The following is an 18,062-nucleotide window of genomic DNA, read 5'->3' on the forward strand; positions in this document are numbered from 1 at the left end:
CGAGGTTTTCTAATGGCAAGCAACCGCAGCTATACGGTCATCGGCCTGTTCATGCTCGGCGCGATCGTGCTGACCGTGGTCGGTATTCTCGCGTTGGGTGGCAACCGTATTTTTTCGAACAGCCGCCAGGCCGTGATCTTCTTCGATCAATCCGTGCTCGGGCTGACCAATGGCTCGAAAGTGCTGTTCCGCGGCGTGCAGGTGGGTACCGTCAAGAACGTCCAGCTGCGTCTCGACCCGAACGTGGGCAAGGCGCGTATCGGTGTCACTATCGAAATGGCCGGCAACAACACGGTGATGATGAATGGTGATCCGACCAACACCCAGCTGAGTACGGAAGAGCTCGTAGCGCGCGGCTTGCGGGCTCAGCTGGTGGTTTGGAGTTACGTCACGTCGCAGCTGGCGGTTAATCTGGATTTTCAGCCGGATACGAAGCCGCAGTTCGCGATCAATCGCGATGATGTCGAGTTGCCGGAAATCCCGGCAGTGCCGTCCCAGATCGAGCAGCTCAAGGACACGGTCACCGGTTTGCCGTGGAAAGAGACGCTGGAAACGGTCAACGAGACCATGGGCTCGGTGGTGACGTTGGCCAACGACATGGACCAGTTGCTCAACCGCATGGGCCCGAACCTCGAACGCACCACCGACACAACGCGCGAAGCCATTGCTGCTGCACGCGACGCGGTTTACATGAACAGCCGTCAGTTCGAAAAGACGCTCGAAAGCGTGCGCGCGTTGACCGACAACGTGAACACACAGCTCGAATCACGCGATCAGCAACTCACACGCCTGCTCAACAACGCCGAGGCAACCAGTGCCAATCTTGAGCAGTTGTCGCAAAACCTCGAGAACCTGACCGACCCGGACTCGAGTACCCGACGCGATATGGAAAGTGCCATACGCGATATCTCGGCCGGGGCGTCGTCCATGCGCCGGTTTGCAGAAACAATCGAACGTGACCCGAATGCACTGCTGTTCGGCGGAGGCCAGCGATGATGACCAACCTTGTACGCGGCGCGATGGCCGCGGTCTTTGTAGTCGCGACTACGGCGTGCAGTAGCGTGGCGCCACTGCAACAGGTGTTGCTGTCCCCGCCGCAGGCCTCGCGTGCGGCCAGTCAGCCAAGCAGCTGGCAGGTGCGGCGAGTGCACGTACCCGAATATCTCGATAACTACGATATCCAGTTGCGTACCGACGAGTACGTGCTCACACGTATGCCGAACGCCAAGTGGGCCGAGCGACTTCCTGCGGCCATGACACGCCTGCTACAGCAGACCATCGATGAAAAGCTCGTCTCCGATCGCGGGCGTGACTATGACGTTGACGTGGTGGTTGATTCGTTCGAGCCGCAGCCTTCGGGGCAGGTCGTGCTAGCGGCGCGCTGGAAGGTCACCCAAGCCAATACCCATACCGTGGTTGCTCGCGATAACACGGTGATTCAGCAATCGCTGCCTGCCAAACCGCGTGATCCCGCGGCGATCGGCCAGGCCATGTCGGACGCCGTACGCGAACTCGCCTTCGAGATCGTCGCCCATACCAGTCATTGAGTCGGGCCAGCTCAGGGGCGGCCATATCGTGCTTACCGGTACGCGCGTGAGCGTCTGATTGGCGTGGCATTGCCGTGCTCGTAACGGCGAACCAGGCCCGCTGAGCCGCAGGCTAGGCTTGCATCCAACGGTCTCCGCGAGCCACGGTGGTGGCTCCGGCTGGCCACCTGAGCGCGTATTGTTGATGTCGGTTGATGATAGGCGGCCCGAAGGCCGCCTGGGCTTCGGGCATTGCGTTCTTTGATCGGTAGCAGGATACCGCTGCGCCGGCCGTTTGTGCCGTGGCTGCACCAGCCAGCAGACTGACCGCACTGGTAGCCGGGTAGGGACAAAAAAAAGCCGCCCCTCGAAACCGAGGGGCGGCTTGTTACCGGCTCGCCGTTGGAGCGTTTTCGATTAGAAGCGGAAGCCCATCGACAGCTGATAGAGAACGGCCTTGAAATCGTTGGTCGAGCTTACCGAACCCACGTTGACCGGGCCGACCGTCGGGCTGAGCGCCGGCGCTTCGACGACGACGTTGTTGACCTTTGCTTCGACTTCCGCACAACCCACGTACTTCACGTCAGCGGTGACGAACAGTTTCTCGCTGAGATTCACGTCCATGCCGATCTGACCGACGCAGGCGACCGGCTTGCTCAGGTTGAGCGTGGGTTCGTTACCGTAGGCGTTGAGAACCTCATTGGTGACGTCGGTATCGAAGGTATAGAGATACATCGCGCCGGCACCGATATAGGGCTGGAACATGGTGTCCACCCACGGGCGGTAGATGATGGTCAAGTTCGGCGGCAGCGCCTTGAGCGTACCGATCTTGCGACCCAGGGCGGGCACACCGGTCGGAATCCCGCTCTGCGTTTCCGGTGCGATCGATTCGTTGATAGCACGGCCACTGACTTCGAAGTCGAGCTTCAACGGCGGCGCCAGGGTTATCTCCGCGGCCAGATGACGACCGGTTTTCGGAATATACATGCCGATGGTGCCGCCGAGCGTCGTCTTGTCGCCAACGGACGAGCCGGTGCCTTCAAGTTCGCTTGAGCCCACGCCGAACGGCTGGGCCGCCAGACCGTTTGCGTTATCGATTCTCAACGGCGAACTGTCGCCTTCGTAACTCAGATGCAGCACGCCGACGCGGTAGTAGGTGTTGTCGTGCGCGTATTGGAGTGCCTGCTCAAAGAAGCCGCCGTTATCGTCGACGGTATCGGTCTGGGCGTTCTGACTCGTGCCCTGGGCAAGCGCAGTGCCGGCCAGCAGCATAAGACTCGCGCCGCCCAGCAGTTTTGCCGCGTGCTGGCTCAACCGCCGGCGCGCTGGCTTGGTTTGGTGAATCATCTCCCGTCTCCCTGTTAGATTCTTGTTCGTGTTGGAGGGCGCCGCGCCGGTCTCCCCCGGCGCGGCTGCACTCAGTTGCTAGCGGTTCGGAAACGCGCGACCGCCATGGACCGCGTTACCCACGAGCTGGAACGTGAGTTCGGCAGGCTCGATAGTGGCGGTTGCGGGAATCGGTGCTCCAAGCAAACTGGCCGTGGCGTCGAGCTCGATCTGGTTCGCGTTACGCAGCGAAATGACCAGGCGTCCGTTCTGTTCGAACGTAACCGGCCCCACCAGATTGGCAGCAAATTGCTGCTGGTCGAGCGTGACGTTTTCACCGTCCGGCGCGTTGGCCACCAGATTCAGCGACGCCGCGAAGCAGGGCTCAAAGTCGTATTCAACGCCGCCCGGGAACTGGCCCGTACAGCGTTCCACGATATAGCCGGTCTGATTCGGCGTGCCGGTCGGGTTGGCGTCCTGGTCGTTCGGGAAGCGCAGCAGTATGCGGCCGGTGTTGATCGTCAGCAACGGTGCACCAGCCAACGTCGCGGTAGCCTCAACGCCGGTCAGGCTGGTGATCCCGCCGGGCAGCAGCGACACGGGCACACACGTCTCGGGCGTTTCGCCCACGGCCGATCCGGCGTTGGGCGTGTTGCCCTCGCCGAATTGAACGGCGTCTACGCGCGCGCAGTCGCTGGTCGCTTCACGAATCGCAATCGGGCGGGCGAGCGACAGATAGTTCGCATACTTGCCATCAGGCCGATCCGGGCTCTCGATTGTAGCGAGAGCGCCGATGCCGCCGGCTTCCAGCGACAGCAAGGCTCGATTACCCGGCTGCAGGCGTTCGCCATCATCTACACGGCCATTACCGTTGGTGTCGGTTTCCGGCAGCGTGAATTGGGTGGTGTAGTAGTCGTTGTTGGCCGCAATCGCGTCGAAGGGCATGACGATATCCGGACCGCCCGCGGTGCCGGTCGACGAGTCGGTCGAGCCGGTGCCGTTGAGCGGATCGGTATTGACGGCCGCACCGTTGAGGTCGGCAATAACGCCCGCCGGCACCGACCCACCGGTACAACGGTCGCCTTCGGTACCGCAGACGACGATCCAGTAGCGCGTGCCCTGCTCAAGATAGTCGGTCGGACGAATCGTGAAGGAGCGGGTCTGGGCGTCGCCGGGGTTGGCCAGGGCGATGTCCGCGTCGACCGCGCCCACGCACTGCCCGTTGCCGTCCATTTCCTGTAGCGCCACGCTGGCGCCTTCCACGCCGTTGCCTTCGCCACTACCGGCCGTCAGACAGCCGTCGGCCAATACGATGGTGCTCGCGTCCACGAACTTTGACAGGACGGCATCAACCGGGACATTGACCGGACTTTGGAACACCGGGTAATTGAACGCGGCATTATCGGTCGAGCTGCCTACGCAGTTGCCAGCCGTGTCGCCACCGGTGACGAAGGAGTCACCCACGTTATCCGTCTCGAGCGCACAGGGTATGCCGGGCGAGAGCGTGCCCAGTAGCGGGGGCGCGCTGTCGGTGGCGACCTGAGGCTCGGTACGGAAGTTCATGGTCAGGCCCGGCCCGCCGGCGTTGTCGCTGAGCGGGTTGCCGTCGAGATCTCTGAGTTGGTTCTCCGTGCGGCTATTGGGAAGGGAGATGGTGTAATCCGTATCCGGCGCGAGAAGATCGACCGGATCGATAACCACGCTGAAACCTTCGACACGGTAGTTTACTTCATCCTCGGTGAGCGGCGTTCCCCCGCTCGATGCAAGCTGAATGCTCTGCGCATTGACCGTGTTCGGATCGATCGGCGAAGAAAACACAATCGCCGGGCTGGATTCGATCGGGAAACTGTTAACGGCTACACCCAGTCCGCCGCCTTGCGTGGGCGGCAGCGGCTGGCCGCCGGGCGCGGTCTGGAAGTTTGTGCAGAAGGGTTCCGGGAATGCCGTCGGCGCAGCGCCGGTATAGAACGCGTCGTAGAGCGGCGAGCCGAAAGCGTACAGGCAGGCGCTGGGCGAGCGCGCGGTGATGACCGGGCCCACCGAGTCCTGAGTGTCACTCGCGCCTGCGACTTCGGCGTCGTCCGGGTTGGCCGGCAGTACCAGCGTCAGCTGGAAGTTGACGGTGGCGTTATCGGTGCGGTTTACGTTGATCGGGAAGGTGCCCAGCGTTTGAATTTCCAGGTCGCCATTGCCGCGCGGAATCGCAAGGCCGGCCCCTTGAATATTGAGCACGCTCTGGTTGAACACGCCGTTGGCCAGCTGCTGGATGACGAAGTTCTCGGGGTCAGAGCCGAGCGCGGCGGTCACCAGGGTGCCGATACCCAGGTCAAAGCGCAGCTGTACCGCCGTCGGCGTGACTACGTTGCGATAGTCGTTGGCCATCAAATAGACGCTGACGTCGTTGATGAAGTTGACGTCGATCGGGCCGCTGTCGATCGGGGTCTCGACGCCTGCTTCCTCGCCGCCGAGGAATAGCTTGAGGCCCTTGAGCTGGAACTTCTGGCCGGCGGGAATGACGGCCGGAATAACGTCGCCATAGCCGGCGGTGCCGGGCGTGGCGAGAGTTGTCGCAACCCGGTTGCGCAGCGGCGGGGACACGCTAAAGGGGACGTCTTCGGGGCCGAGTACCGGCTGGTCGTTGCTGCCGATCAACTGGGAATCGATATTGACGTTATTGACCTTGAGACCGCTCAGTAAGCTATCGGGCAGATTGACCCTTTCCTGGGCTGAGCTTCCGTCCTCGATGATCAGCGTCTGGTCGGTCGGCTGATTGCCCAGGGTCAGCACGGTGCGCGGCTCGCTACCCTCGGTCAGCGACTTGCCGAATACCGACGTAATGTCGGACGTCCAGCTCACGGTGTAATCCCCGGGCGCAAGATCCTCATTGGGATCGAAGACGATATAACGCCCCAGGGCGGTTAGCCGGGCGTCGGTTACGCGGTTGCCATTCGAATCTTCTACGAAAAAGGTGTTTTCGTTGACCGTGGCAGGGTTGACCGGCTCGTTGAGGATCACGCGGATCGCATTGAACTGCGTGAAAACGGTGGGTTCCTGGGTTGCCGGATTGATTTCGCCTGGGGTTACTGTCGTGACCTGGAAATCGCCGTTGGCGGGGCGACCTTCACCGGGGCGCGTCGTGAAGCTGAATAGCGGCTTGCCATCTCTGAACGTCGTGTTGCCGACCGTGATATCGCCCGTGGCCGTCACTGCATAGGTGCTGTTCGGCTTGAGCGCGCCGTCAAGGTTCAACCGTACGGGGTTGAACTGGTTGTCCTTGCGATTGAATTGCTGGGCATCGCGATCGAACGTCACACCCAACTCGGCCGGCTGATACTGATCATCGTCGGCGTCGGCCGGTTTGACCTGTAGGGCCAGCGAAGCGAGGGCGCTATCGGTGACGGTGCCATCGAAATTCACCACGATCTGCGTATCGAGGAGCACGTCGTGCTGGCCGTTAAACGGATAGGTGAAGTTCAGTCCGCTAGCAGTGACTTCGCTTCGAGGGTTGGGCTCGCCGTTATCGCCGCCACCTCCACTAGAGCAAGCGGGCAGAACGGTGGCCGCTGCAATGAAAAGCGCTGCAACCGCGAGGCGGCTCCGGCGTGGATGGCGCGCGCTGTGCGCGCCGACGAGCGTTGCGGTGTCCGAATTCTGGGCAGAATCGGCGCAACGCGTCCGACGAGAATGCATCGATAGCACGGTTTGTCTCCCTGGCTGTATACACGTCTCATTGCGACACGTGGTCTTTTTAGAATACTCCCGTTTCTGACGATAAACGAGATTGGTAGTACACGCCATACGCCACAGGAATATATTGAATACGCTCGGCTTTTGCCGCATTGCAGCAAACGTGCGGCTGTCTTCCCAATGACGCCGAATCGCACGTGAATTCAAGGCTTCGAGCGCTCAGCCGATAGCGATCGGTTGCCTGGGGCGCGACGATTCATATCGCAGATCAGCCAGCCGCTTCGTCTCAAAAGCGGCTGGCGCGCGCGAAAACGCGCAAAACTTCGCCGGTAATAATGGTTTTCCTTTCAGACCTGCGGCCGTGTCGAGAAATCGATCGTAAGCAACTGTTTTACGATGAACGCGAGTGGCTTCTTCGCTGGCTGATGGGACGTTCGTGTCAGCGCTGTGATCGACGCCGTAAACCCGCCGATGGCGATCACGCGGCTCGTCTGTATGGGCGCCTCAAGCCGAAAGAAATGCCGCGATGTGGCCGGCTATGCTCTGCGGTTTCTGCAGATGCAGCATATGTCCGCAGCCATCGACGACCACATGGCGCAGATCGCTGAAACAGGCGCGGCGCTCGGCCATTTCGGCCTCGCCGCAGAAGTATTTCGCCGGCGAGTCGCCGCCGTCGATGCATAGAACATGGGCCCGTACTTCTCGCCATAATGCCTTGGCTTCGGCCGCGCGGAAGGCATAGGGCAAGGGCACGCGATGCCATGGGTCGACGCGCATACGCCGCCGACCGTGTTCGTCTTCTCTCTCGGTCCATTGAGCGGCAAGCTGCTCGATGACGTCATCGTTGAGTTCGGGGTAGCGCTTGGCGATGCGCGAGGCCGCGGTTTGCAGGTCGTCATACACCTTTGTCGCCGGCGGGTTGGCATGGGCATCCAGCCAGCGGCGATAGCGGTCGGGCACGTTGGCTGTAGCGCTGTCCGGCACGTTCAGGCTGTCGAGCGTCACCAGATGCGAAACGCGTTCGGTCCGGGTGCCGGCATATAGACTCGCCACCTGGCCGCCCATGCTGTGTGCGATCAGCGTGACCGGTTGATCCTGGCCGACCAGGATGTCGAGAAGTCGTTCCAGGTCGAGCAGGTAGCTCGGGAACCAGTAACTGTCATGAATTGCCGTCGTCGCGCCATGGCCACGCCAGTCCGGCGCGATATAGCGATAGCGGTCGGGCGCTATCGCCTGCATGGCGTCAACCAGCGGCTCGAAACTCGCGCCGGTATCCATGAGCCCGTGAAGAAGCACTAGCGGCTGACCATTCGGATTGCCGGCTTCGCGCACGGCGTAGTCGAGCTCGTCGATGCGTACCGAGCGAATCAGATTGCCTAAGTTCATGTTTTGACCTGTTGAGAATGTCGCGCATCACGCGCATGCACGATCGCCTGGCGCCAGTAAAAGACGCCGAGCACGCCCAGAATGATTGCAATGGCCGCGAGCGTTGCCCGCGTGGGAATTTCTCCGAGAAACACGCTGGCCCATAAGGTGCCGAAGACGGTTTCCAGCAGCATGAGCAGACTGACTTCAGGGGCGGCTAGATAACGCGGGCCGCGACCGATGAGCGCAAACGCCAGTGGCAGCACCACGGCCAGACCTGCGAGTGCTGCCATGCCCGGCGTCGTGAGCGAAAACGGCGTCGCAAAGAAGACGGTGACGAGGGCCATGATCAGGCCGCCAAGCGCGAGTCCGGGCAGGGTGTCGCCCTGGCCGGTCGCGCGCATGATCACAAACGTTGCGCCAAAAACCATGGCGGTGGCGATGCCGGCGACGCGTCCGATGAGGCTGCCGGCGCCGCCGAACGCAATGAGCAGTAGTCCGGCTGCGATGGCGGCCGCGGTCAGCCACGTTCGTAGCGGTGCCCGTTCATGCAGGAAGACGACGCTGAATAACGCCGCAAAGATCGATGCTGTGGCGAGACAGCCCAGCGTGTCGGCAATGGTCGTATGTTCGATGGTAAACACGAACAGGACATTGCTGAGCGCGAAAAGCACCCCGAGGCCCCAGCCGAGCGGGCTGCGCAGTGCGTCGATAATGGGTTTTGAATCCCCGCGTTCCCGCCAGAACAGATACAGGCCAAGACCCATGACCAGCGCAGTACCACGCCAGAAAAGCGTCGTCGCCATATCGGCATCGAGCAGCCGAATGAGGATCGAATCCGGGCTGAGGATGAGTACGCCCAGCCCGGTAATCAGAATCCCGTATAGACGCCCGCTCAAAACAGGCGGCCGGCGTCTGCGCCGGCCCTCGGAGGCGCTATGGGTTCGTGCGAGCTTCGTAGGGGGCGATCACCCGGTGGATGAATTCGAGCTTGCGCCGCGCACCGGCGTTGAGCACGAACGGATAGGCGTCGGCCAGCCCCATGCTGCGATTGACAGCATTCATGCCGATCGCCAAGTGGGTCCAACGATGCATCAGCGCTTCGAACTCCGTGGCCTGTTTCTGCCAGGGCGGTCTTGCCACCAGCTGGTATTCGGTGGCGGTGTCCAGCGTGTCGCGAATGTGCAGATAATGTGCCCACGATTCGGCCCAGTCTTCCCATGGATGGGCCGAAGCATAGGGGGTTACGAAGTGTGACTGCCAGTCTGCCGGCGCGCCGTTGGCATAGTGCCGCTGCAATGACTGGCCATAGTCGGCGCGCTCGTCGCCGAACAAGCTGCGATATTCGTCCAGCCATTCCGTCTTTTCGATCAGCCGCGCCCAGTAGTAGTGGCCGACTTCGTGACGGAAATGGCCGATGAGGGTCCGATAGTGCTCGCCCATCTGCTCGCGCATGCGTGCCCGCGCCACATCATCGGCCTCGGCGATGTTGATGGTGATCGCACCGTTGGCATGGCCGGTGGTCACCTGTGCCTGGCCTGCGAGCGGTTCGGTGAATTCGGTTTCGGCATCGGCGTCGGCCAGGAAATCGAAGCACAGGCCGAACTCGGGATCCTCCGCACGGCCGACGATCGGCAGGCCCAACTGGCGAAGATTGAAGATCAGGTGCCGCTTGGCATTTTCCAGTCGTGCCCAAAGCTCCAGGTGGCGAGGCGCATCGAGATCCGGAATGGTGCGCGTGAGCCGGCACGACGGACAAAAATGGTGCGGCGATTCGTCGGGTACGAGCCAGTTGCATACGTTGTGCTGCGTATAGTTCTGGCAAAGCCGATAGATGCGCCCGTTGATGCTGCCGGACGCGGGCACGCGCCAGCGGCCGTCGCCGATTGCTTCCAGCGCGGTCATGAGCATCGCTTCCGGGGCGAAGCCGAGGGTTCGCTCGCAGACCAGGCACCGCGTATTGCGAAAGAAGATCGAATTACCGCACTGGCAGTAGAAATCACGCATGGCGTCGAACGTCGCCTCGCCGGCTGAAAGGGCAGATCACTATCATTGCTGAAAATAGCGGCTTTGGATCGTGTCGTTGATTGCGCTGAGTTCAATCTGCATGCGGTCGAGGAATTCGCTCAGTCGGTAGCCGGTGAGCGTGCCCGGGTCGGCATCGTTGAGTACCTGGACTGCGCTGTCGACGGCGCCCACGCAACGCGAGGAGGTGGGCAGTCGAACCAGCCGATCGGTGGCGGCGTTCAGACAAAAGCGTACCGAGCGGGGGAACGCGCTGTCGGCGAGCAGAAACCGGATCACGCCGGCGCCGGTGACGCGCACGCGTACGTGACGACGGTACATCTGAAAGGCGCTCAGCGATTTCAAGACGCTGATCCATTGGACGGTCTGGTAGGGCCGCAGTTCGCTGATGTCCTCGTCCAGAAGGTCCGCGCTGCGCACATCGATGATGCGTGTGGTCATGTCCGCACGCTCGAGCTGCAGGCCCAGCATGAACATGTCGTATGCCGCATCGCGACTCATGCCGGACTCGATCAGCCCGGCCATGTGCCGTGCGTTGCGCACGACATGGTCCATTACCCGCGATCGGGCGAGCCGACTTTCGATGTGCTGGCCTTCATCGGCGATGAACAGATGCAGGCCATTGATATCCTCCCAGACTTCCCGCGGCACGAGATCGCGGGCACTGCGCAGATTTTCGCGTGCGCTGGCCAGACAGCTGGCGATCGAGCTTGGATGCAGCCGGTCGGCCACCAGAAAACGCATGACGTTGGCTTCGCTGTCGTCGGGGTAGCGCTGCGCAAACAGATCCTCGGCGCCGACGATCTCGACCAGCGCGCGCCAGTCGAAAGCCGTGGCGCGTGGCATATCGAGCAACAAAAGGCTGGTTGCGTTGATCAGGCGCGATGTGGATTCAGCGCGCTCGATATAGCGTCCGGCCCAGAACAGGTTCTGTGCGAGTCTCGAGAGCATGCTCAGACCTCCTCGTCCGCGACGATCCAGGTGTCCTTGCTGCCGCCACCCTGAGAGCTGTTCACGACCAACGAGCCTTCGCGCAGGGCGACACGGGTGAGCCCGCCCATGGTCACGAATGCATCGTCATCCGGGCGCGAAACGATGAACGGCCGTAAATCCACATGGCGCGGTCGTGCACTGCCGTCGATAAGCGTCGGCGCGGTCGACAAGGCCAGCGTAGGCTGGGCGATATAGTTGCGTGGGTTACGTTGAATCAGATCGGCGAACTGCTTGCGTTCGGCCGCCGTCGAGCGTGGCCCGATCAGCATCCCGTAGCCGCCGGATTCGTTGGCCGGCTTGACCACCAGCGAATCCAGGTTGGCCAGTACGTGTTCCCGATGCGTGTCGTTCATGCACAGCCATGACGGTACATTCGGTAGCTTGGCTTCCTGGTCGAGGTAGTAGCGGATGATCTCGGGCACGAACGCATAGACGACCTTGTCGTCGGCCACGCCCGCGCCGGGCGCATTGGCGATGGCCACATTGCCGGCACGCCAGGCACGCATCAGGCCCGGGGTGCCCAGCATGGAATCGGCCCGGAATACCTCCGGGTCGATGAAGGCATCGTCGACGCGACGATAGATCACGTCCACGCGCTGCGGGCCGTAGATGGTGCGGGAATACACGCAGTCGTCGCTGTCTACGAACAGGTCGCTGCCTTGAACCAGCTCGGCGCCCATCTGGCCGGCCAGCCAGACATGTTCGAAGAAGGCGGAATTGAACACCCCTGGCGTAAGGACCGCGACATTCGGCGTCACATCCTTGCGCGGCGACAGCGCGTTGAGCGAATCGAGCAGCTCGCTGGCGTAGTCGTCGACCGGCAGGATGTGATGTTGGGCAAACAGCTCGGGAAACACCCGTTTGGAAACCAGACGATTCTCCACCATGTACGACACGCCCGAGGGCACGCGCAGGTTGTCCTCCAGGACATAGAACTCGCCCGCACCGTCGCGTACCAGATCCGAGCCGCAGATATGCGCCCAGATATCGCCGGGCGGACGCATGCCAACGCATTCGGGCCGGAAATTGGCCGACTGCGCGAGCACTTCACGCGGAAAGACGCCGTCGGCAACGATGCGTTGATCGGCGTAGAGGTCGGCCACGAACATGTTGAGCGCAGTTACACGCTGCTGCAGACCTTCGCGCACGCGATCCCATTCGTGCTTGGGTATCGGTCGCGGCAGGATATCGAATGGCCACGCACGATCGATCATGCCGGCGTCGGAGTACACCGTAAACGTGATGCCCATCGATTTGATCGCCAGATCCGCTGCTGCGCGCCGCGTTTCCAGTTCCGTACGACCAAACTCGCCGAGATAGCGCACCAGCGCATTGGCGGCGCTACGCGCCTGGCCCGAGTCGTCGAAGGCTTCATCGAAAAAGCCAGGGCTCCGATAATCCCGCCACAAGTCATTCATGAATAGATGCTTCCAATCGACGAAACAACGCGCGTCACGTATTTCTATGCAAGACACAGACCGTAATGCACAAACAGCGTGCTAGACTCCCCGGCTTGTTTTTGAGAGTTATTCGGGCATGGCGGATACAACAACCGCAGCCGGTACCGGCGTCGTGTTCAAGGGTCGCATGATGACCCTGACGGTTCTCGAGGTCCGCGAGACCGACAGTACACGTATTGAAGAACAGATTGACGCTCAAATAGCGCGGGCGCCGGGTTTTTTCGAGCGGATGCCGGTATTGCTATCGCTGCCGAACAGCGTGCCCGATCTCGTCGCGTTGAGCGGTATCATTCGCAAGGCCGGGATGGTCCCGGTTGGCGTGCTCGATCCGAGCCCGGAAGTACGCGAGGCTGCCGAAGCCGCCGATCTGGCCACGATGGATTCGCCGGCGCGCGGCGCTGCCAAGGCGGCTGCCGAGCCAGCCGCGGCAAGCGACGCGCCCGTCGAGCAGCAAGCCAGTTCGCAGAATGCGGACGAACCGGTCAGCCGGGACGAGCCGCCACGCACGCCGACGCGGCTGGTGACCAAGCCGGTGCGTTCAGGCCAGCAGATCTATGCGCGTGGTGGCGATCTGGTCATCGCGACGTCGGTATCGGAAGGCGCCGAAGTACTCGCGGACGGGCATATTCATATCTATGGCGCGCTGCGCGGCCGCGCGCTGGCCGGCGCGACCGGCGACACCGAAGCGCGCATCTACTGCCGTCGCTTCGAACCGGATCTGGTAGCGATCGCGGGTTGCTACAAAGTAGCCGATGCGATCGAAGAGGGGGTACGTTCCAGGGCCGTATCGGTTCGCCTGGATAACGATAACTTGAGCATCGAATTGCAGGAGTAAAGAGTGGCAAAGATCATCGTCGTCACGTCCGGCAAGGGCGGGGTCGGCAAGACCACGACCGCCGCCTCTTTTGCGGCCGGCCTTGCCATGCGGGGGCACAAGACCGTCGTCATCGATTTCGATGTCGGTCTGCGTAATCTCGATCTGATCATGGGCTGCGAACGCCGTGTGGTGTTCGACTTCATCAACGTCATCAGTGGTGAGGCGAACCTCAAGCAGGCGCTTATCCGTGACAAGCGTCACGAAAATCTCTATATCCTTGCCGCATCGCAGACCCGCGACAAGGATGCGTTGAACCAGGAAGGTGTCGAGCGCACGCTCAACAAGCTTGCAGAAGACTTCGAGTACATCATCTGTGATTCGCCCGCCGGTATCGAAACGGGCGCGATCATGGCGATGTATTTCGCTGACGAAGCGCTGGTGGTGACCAATCCCGAAGTTTCGTCGGTACGCGACTCCGATCGCGTGCTGGGCATGCTGTCGTCCAAGACCAAGCGCGCCAAGGAAGGCGGCGAGCCGGTCAAGGAACACCTGGTGGTCACCCGCTATGCGGCCAGCCGTGTGGGCAAGGGCGAAATGCTGTCGCTCGACGATATCAACGATATTCTGGGTATTCCGCTGCTCGGCGTGATTCCGGAATCGGAGAAGGTGCTCAACGCCTCCAACTCGGGTATGCCGGTGGCAATGGAAGACAACGCCGATGCAGGTCAGGCTTATCTGGACTTGGTGGCGCGCTTCCTGGGTGAAAATCGACCCATGCGTTTCACCCAGGCCAAGAAGAAGTTTCTCGACCGGCTGATGGGGAGGTAACGGACCATGGGTTGGCTCGACGTATTCCGTAGCAACGAAAAGAAGACCTCGGCCCAGACGGCCAAGGAACGCTTGCAGGTAGTGGTCGCGCATCGACGCGGTGGCGGCGGCGATCATCCGGCCTATTTCCCGCAGCTGCAGCAGGACCTGCTGGCAGTACTGCGCAAGTATGTTCAGGTCGGTGACGACGCGGTCCAGATGGAAATCGAGCGCGAAGGCGATCTCGAGGTGCTGGAACTCAACATCACGCTGCCAGAAGACGCCAAGCACTAAAAATAGTTATAAGAACAATATGAAACAGCCGGAGGAGCTGGCATGCCCACGACAGAGCAGACGTTCGATTACATTATCGTGGGTGGCGGCTCCGCCGGTTGTGTTCTTGCCAACCGGCTGAGCGCCGACCCGAATGTATCGGTCTGCATGCTCGAGGCCGGGCCGGCCGACTGGAATCCGCTGATTCATATACCGATCGGCATCATCGGTCTGATGTGGTCGAAGATGTTCAACTGGGCGTATTACACCGCGCCCCAGAAAAATATGAATTCGCGCGAGATGTTCTGGCCGCGCGGCAAGACGCTGGGCGGCTCCAGTTCGATCAACGCGCAGTGCTATACCCGCGGTAACGCCTGGGACTACGATCATTGGGCCGAGCTGGGCAATCGCGGCTGGGGCTTCGAGGAGATGCTCGGCTATTTTCGCCGTTCGGAGAAATTCGAGTCGGGTGCAAGCGAGTACCATGGTAGCGAAGGCACCTACTGTGTCAGTGCACCTCGCCACGTAAACCCACTCAACCGTGCTTTCATTGAAGCGTCGCAAGCCTGTGGCTTGCCGCGCAATGACGATTTTGGCGGTGCAACCGAAGAAGGTGTTGGGCTTTACAGCGTGGCACAGGATAATGGCCGACGCTGCAGCAATGCCGATGCCTTTCTGCATCCTGTTGCAGACCGTAAGAACCTGACCGTCATTACGCGTGCGCGTGCCAAAAAAGTACTGATCGAGGGCAAGCGCGCTGTGGGCGTGACCTACAAGAAAGGCTGGTTCGGTGGCGACCATTCTCTGCGGGCCAAGTGTGAAGTGCTGCTGTGTGGCGGCGCCATCAATTCGCCCCAGCTGCTGTTGTTATCCGGGGTCGGGCCCAAATCCGAAATCGAGCCGCACGGTATCCCGGTGGTGCATGAGCTCAAGGGCGTGGGCCGCAATCTACAGGACCATCTCGATGTCAGCGTAATCGATATCGAGAAGACGAAGCTGAGCCTGCGGCTGGGGCCGAAGTTCCTGCTGATCGAGGCGCCGAAAGCGGTCTATGAGTATTTCGCCCATGGCCGTGGCCAGTTGGCGAGTAATGTCGCCGAATCCGGCGGTTTCGCGCGCAGTGATGAAAGCCAGCCGCGCGCCGATCTCCAGCTGCACTTCATCGCCACGATCGAACAGGATCATGGCCACAATCTCTGGAATACGATCAAGCACTACGGCTATACGCTGCGGGTGTGCGATCTGCGCCCGAAGTCGCGCGGCTATATCGGCCTGAAAAGCGCTGATCCGATGGCCGATGCCTTGATCGATCCGAACTATCTCGATCATCCGGACGATCTCGCCCAACTGGTCAAGGCAGTCAAGCTGGGGCGAAAGATACTGCGTGCCGAACCCCTCGCCGGTCACCGCGAGCGCGAGCTGGAGCCGGGTGAAACGGTCGCGAGCGATGCCGAGATCGAAGCATTCATTCGTAACCGTGCCGAGACCATCTATCACCCGGTAGGCACTTGCAAGATGGGCCATGACGACGAGGCCGTCGTCGACGACCGTCTGCGCGTGCATGGCATGCAAGGGCTGCGGGTCGTGGATGCGTCTATCATGCCCACGCTGGTTGGCGGCAATACCAACGCGCCCACGACAGCCATCGCAGAAAAAGCGGCCGACATGATTCTAGAGGATCGCCTCACGGCCTGAGGAGTCGTAACGCCGCTACTCGGCGGCACGGTGATTGACTCCGATGCGCTGCGACCCGGGTGGTCGGCCGCGCACCTGCCGGATTCGAACAAACCGGCGCCTCAAGCCGATCTCCCTGCAGTTTTATTGCGCTTGCTTGCGCTGGCTACGTGCTGCCCCGTCCCCGGCTGTCATGTCCTTGACGCTCGTGACGGGCATGGTTCCCGGCCATAGAGCGGGCGCTGGGAGACGCCGTTCTCGCCGCGCGCTAGTCGGTGATTCCGGTATTGCCTACGGGCCAAGGTATGTTCGCCTGGGCTATTGATAAAAAAAGGCCGCTGGCTAACGCACAGCGGCCTTTTCCAATCGACGTGCTCGCCGTCGATTACTGGTCGCGCAGATCCTTGCGCAGAATCTTGCCGACGTTGGACTTCGGCAACTCGTCGATGAAGGCGACCTGCTTGGGTACCTTATAGCCGGTCAGTTCCTTGCGGCAGAACTCGATGAGTTCGTTCTCGGTGAGACTGTCGTCTGTCTTGACCACGAATACCTTTACGGCTTCGCCGGTCTTTTCGTTGTCCACACCGATACAGGCCGCTTCGAGCACTTTCGGATGTTGGGCGACAACGTCTTCGATTTCGTTTGGGTAGACATTGAAGCCGGACACCAGAATCATGTCCTTCTTGCGGTCGACGATATAGAAAAAGCCTTCTTCGTCGTAGTTGGCGACGTCGCCGGTACGCAGGTGTTCGCCGAAGAAGGTCTTTTCGTTCTCTTCCGGCTTGTTCCAGTAACCCGCCATGACCTGCGGACCCTTGACGCAAAGCTCGCCCGGTTCGCCGGCGCCTACCTCGTTACCGTCGTCGTCGCGGATCGAGACCTCCGTCGAAGGCAACGGCAGGCCGATTGAGCCGTTGTAGTCGTCGAGGTCGAGCGGATTGATACACACACCAGGCGAAGCTTCGGTCAGACCGTAGGCCTCGATCAGCGGTATCCCGGTCACCTTCTTCCACTTTTCGGCAACCGCCCGCTGTACAGCGGCGCCGCCGCCGAGCGTGATCTTCAGGCGAGAAAAGTCCAGCTTGGCGAAGCCGTCATCGTTAACCAGCGCGTTGAACAGGGTGTTCACGCCAGTAAACGCGGTCGGCTGGTGCTTTTCGAATTCCTTGACCAGCGCTGGAATATCGCGCGGGTTGGTGATCAACACGTTCTTGCCGCCTTGCTGGAAGAACACCAGGCAGTTCGCCATTAGTGCGAACACGTGATACAGGGGCAGGGGCGTGATGATCAGTTCCTTGCCTTTATCCGTCCACGGGTCGAGCCAGGTCTGGGCCTGGGCTATGTTGGCGACCATGTTCTTGTGAAGCAGGACCGCGCCCTTCGCCAGGCCGGTGGTGCCGCCGGTGTATTGGAGAAACGCGATATCGTCAGGCTTGACGTCGGCCGGTTTGAACGTCTGCTTGGCGCCTTTGCTGAGCGTGTCGTTGAACTTCACCGCGCCCGGCAGATTGAAGCTCGGCACCATGCGTTTTACATACTTGACGGCCAGGTTGACGATTGCGCCCTTGACGGTGGGCAGGCAATCGCCGATCTGGGTCGTGATCACGGCTTCCAGCGGAACCTTGTCGACTACTTCCTCGAGGGTGGCGGCAAAGTTCTCGACAATGACGATGGCACGCGCGCCGGAATCCGAAAGCTGATGCTCGAGTTCGCGCGCGGTGTAGAGCGGATTGACGTTGACTGCCACCATGCCTGCTCGCAGGATGCCGAACAACGCGATCGGATACTGCAGAAGGTTGGGCATCATGATCGCGACGCGATCGCCTTTGGAAAAGCCGAGATCGTTCTGCAGATAAGCAGCGAAATCGCGGCTGCGTGCCTCGATCTCGGCATAGGTGAGCTCGCAGTCCATGTTGCTGAAAGCAACGGCGGAGTTGAACTCGCGACAGCCGCCCTCGATCAGGTCGACCAATGTTTCGGTCGAGTCAATATCGATTTCTTTGGCGACGCCCTCGGGGTAACGGTCCAGCCATATTTTATTCACGAATTCTCCTCATGATCGGCAATATTCGCCTGCGCGAGCTCGCGCGCGGGCGCTATCTACGTTAT

Annotated in this window: 14 protein-coding genes; 6 read left to right on the forward strand and 8 right to left on the reverse strand. The window is 61.1% G+C overall.

What is annotated here, in order from left to right:
- The first annotated feature begins 12 nt into the window (after nt 1-12).
- Both SSPSH_RS05745 and SSPSH_RS05750 read left to right on the forward strand, forming a co-directional pair.
- Nucleotides 13-996, forward strand: coding sequence for an MlaD family protein (locus tag SSPSH_RS05745; RefSeq protein ID WP_006915017.1), 984 nt, complete (start codon nt 13-15; stop codon nt 994-996).
- The gene (locus SSPSH_RS05750) at nt 993-1,547 is read left to right on the forward strand and encodes a PqiC family protein (RefSeq protein WP_021031473.1); all 555 of its coding nucleotides are present in this window, start codon (nt 993-995) and stop codon (nt 1,545-1,547) included. The genes SSPSH_RS05745 and SSPSH_RS05750 overlap by 4 nt, the downstream gene beginning before the upstream one ends.
- Before the next feature lie 396 nt (nt 1,548-1,943).
- On the opposite strand, the gene SSPSH_RS05755 is transcribed toward SSPSH_RS05750, so the two are convergent.
- The 7 genes from SSPSH_RS05755 to SSPSH_RS05785 form a co-directional block, all read right to left on the reverse strand.
- Nucleotides 1,944-2,873, reverse strand: a complete 930-nt coding sequence (locus SSPSH_RS05755) for an OmpW/AlkL family protein (RefSeq protein ID WP_006915021.1) — start codon at nt 2,871-2,873, stop codon at nt 1,944-1,946.
- A gap of 78 nt (nt 2,874-2,951) precedes the next feature.
- On the reverse strand, nt 2,952-6,293 hold the full coding sequence (locus SSPSH_RS05760) for an Ig-like domain-containing domain (protein ID WP_006915022.1): 3,342 nt from the start codon (nt 6,291-6,293) through the stop codon (nt 2,952-2,954).
- Between the two features lie 750 nt (nt 6,294-7,043).
- Nucleotides 7,044-7,925, reverse strand: a complete 882-nt coding sequence (locus SSPSH_RS05765; RefSeq protein ID WP_006915024.1) for an alpha/beta fold hydrolase — start codon at nt 7,923-7,925, stop codon at nt 7,044-7,046.
- On the reverse strand, nt 7,922-8,803 hold the full coding sequence (locus tag SSPSH_RS05770; RefSeq protein ID WP_006915025.1) for a DMT family transporter: 882 nt from the start codon (nt 8,801-8,803) through the stop codon (nt 7,922-7,924). Before SSPSH_RS05770 ends, SSPSH_RS05765 begins: the two co-directional genes overlap by 4 nt.
- Before the next feature lie 37 nt (nt 8,804-8,840).
- Nucleotides 8,841-9,911 carry a zinc-binding metallopeptidase family protein gene (locus SSPSH_RS05775; RefSeq protein ID WP_006915026.1) on the reverse strand — a complete coding sequence of 357 codons (1,071 nt, stop codon included), beginning with the start codon at nt 9,909-9,911 and terminating at the stop codon, nt 8,841-8,843.
- Between the two features lie 42 nt (nt 9,912-9,953).
- On the reverse strand, nt 9,954-10,880 hold the full coding sequence (locus tag SSPSH_RS05780; RefSeq protein ID WP_006915027.1) for an alpha-E domain-containing protein: 927 nt from the start codon (nt 10,878-10,880) through the stop codon (nt 9,954-9,956).
- A gap of 2 nt (nt 10,881-10,882) precedes the next feature.
- Nucleotides 10,883-12,340, reverse strand: a complete 1,458-nt coding sequence (locus SSPSH_RS05785) for a circularly permuted type 2 ATP-grasp protein (protein ID WP_006915028.1) — start codon at nt 12,338-12,340, stop codon at nt 10,883-10,885.
- 118 nt (nt 12,341-12,458) lie between these two features.
- On the opposite strand from SSPSH_RS05785, the gene minC reads away from it, so the two are divergent.
- The 4 genes from minC to SSPSH_RS05805 are packed head-to-tail and all read left to right on the forward strand — an operon-like array spanning nt 12,459 to nt 15,974.
- Nucleotides 12,459-13,217, forward strand: coding sequence for a septum site-determining protein MinC (minC, locus tag SSPSH_RS05790; RefSeq protein WP_006915029.1), 759 nt, complete (start codon nt 12,459-12,461; stop codon nt 13,215-13,217).
- A 3-nt stretch (nt 13,218-13,220) separates the two neighbouring features.
- Nucleotides 13,221-14,027, forward strand: a complete 807-nt coding sequence (minD, locus tag SSPSH_RS05795) for a septum site-determining protein MinD (RefSeq protein ID WP_006915030.1) — start codon at nt 13,221-13,223, stop codon at nt 14,025-14,027.
- A gap of 6 nt (nt 14,028-14,033) precedes the next feature.
- A complete protein-coding gene (gene minE, locus SSPSH_RS05800) occupies nt 14,034-14,300 on the forward strand; it encodes a cell division topological specificity factor MinE (protein ID WP_006915031.1) in 267 nt (88 codons plus the stop codon).
- 42 nt (nt 14,301-14,342) lie between these two features.
- Nucleotides 14,343-15,974: a GMC family oxidoreductase gene (locus tag SSPSH_RS05805; protein ID WP_006915032.1), complete on the forward strand. Its 1,632-nt coding sequence runs from the start codon at nt 14,343-14,345 to the stop codon at nt 15,972-15,974.
- 364 nt (nt 15,975-16,338) lie between these two features.
- Here SSPSH_RS05805 and SSPSH_RS05810 read toward each other — a convergent pair whose 3' ends face one another.
- The gene (locus tag SSPSH_RS05810; RefSeq protein ID WP_006915033.1) at nt 16,339-17,997 is read right to left on the reverse strand and encodes an AMP-binding protein; all 1,659 of its coding nucleotides are present in this window, start codon (nt 17,995-17,997) and stop codon (nt 16,339-16,341) included.
- Between the last annotated feature and the right edge of the window lie 65 nt (nt 17,998-18,062).

Source organism: Salinisphaera shabanensis E1L3A (assembly GCF_000215955.2).
Taxonomy (GTDB): domain Bacteria; phylum Pseudomonadota; class Gammaproteobacteria; order Nevskiales; family Salinisphaeraceae; genus Salinisphaera; species Salinisphaera shabanensis.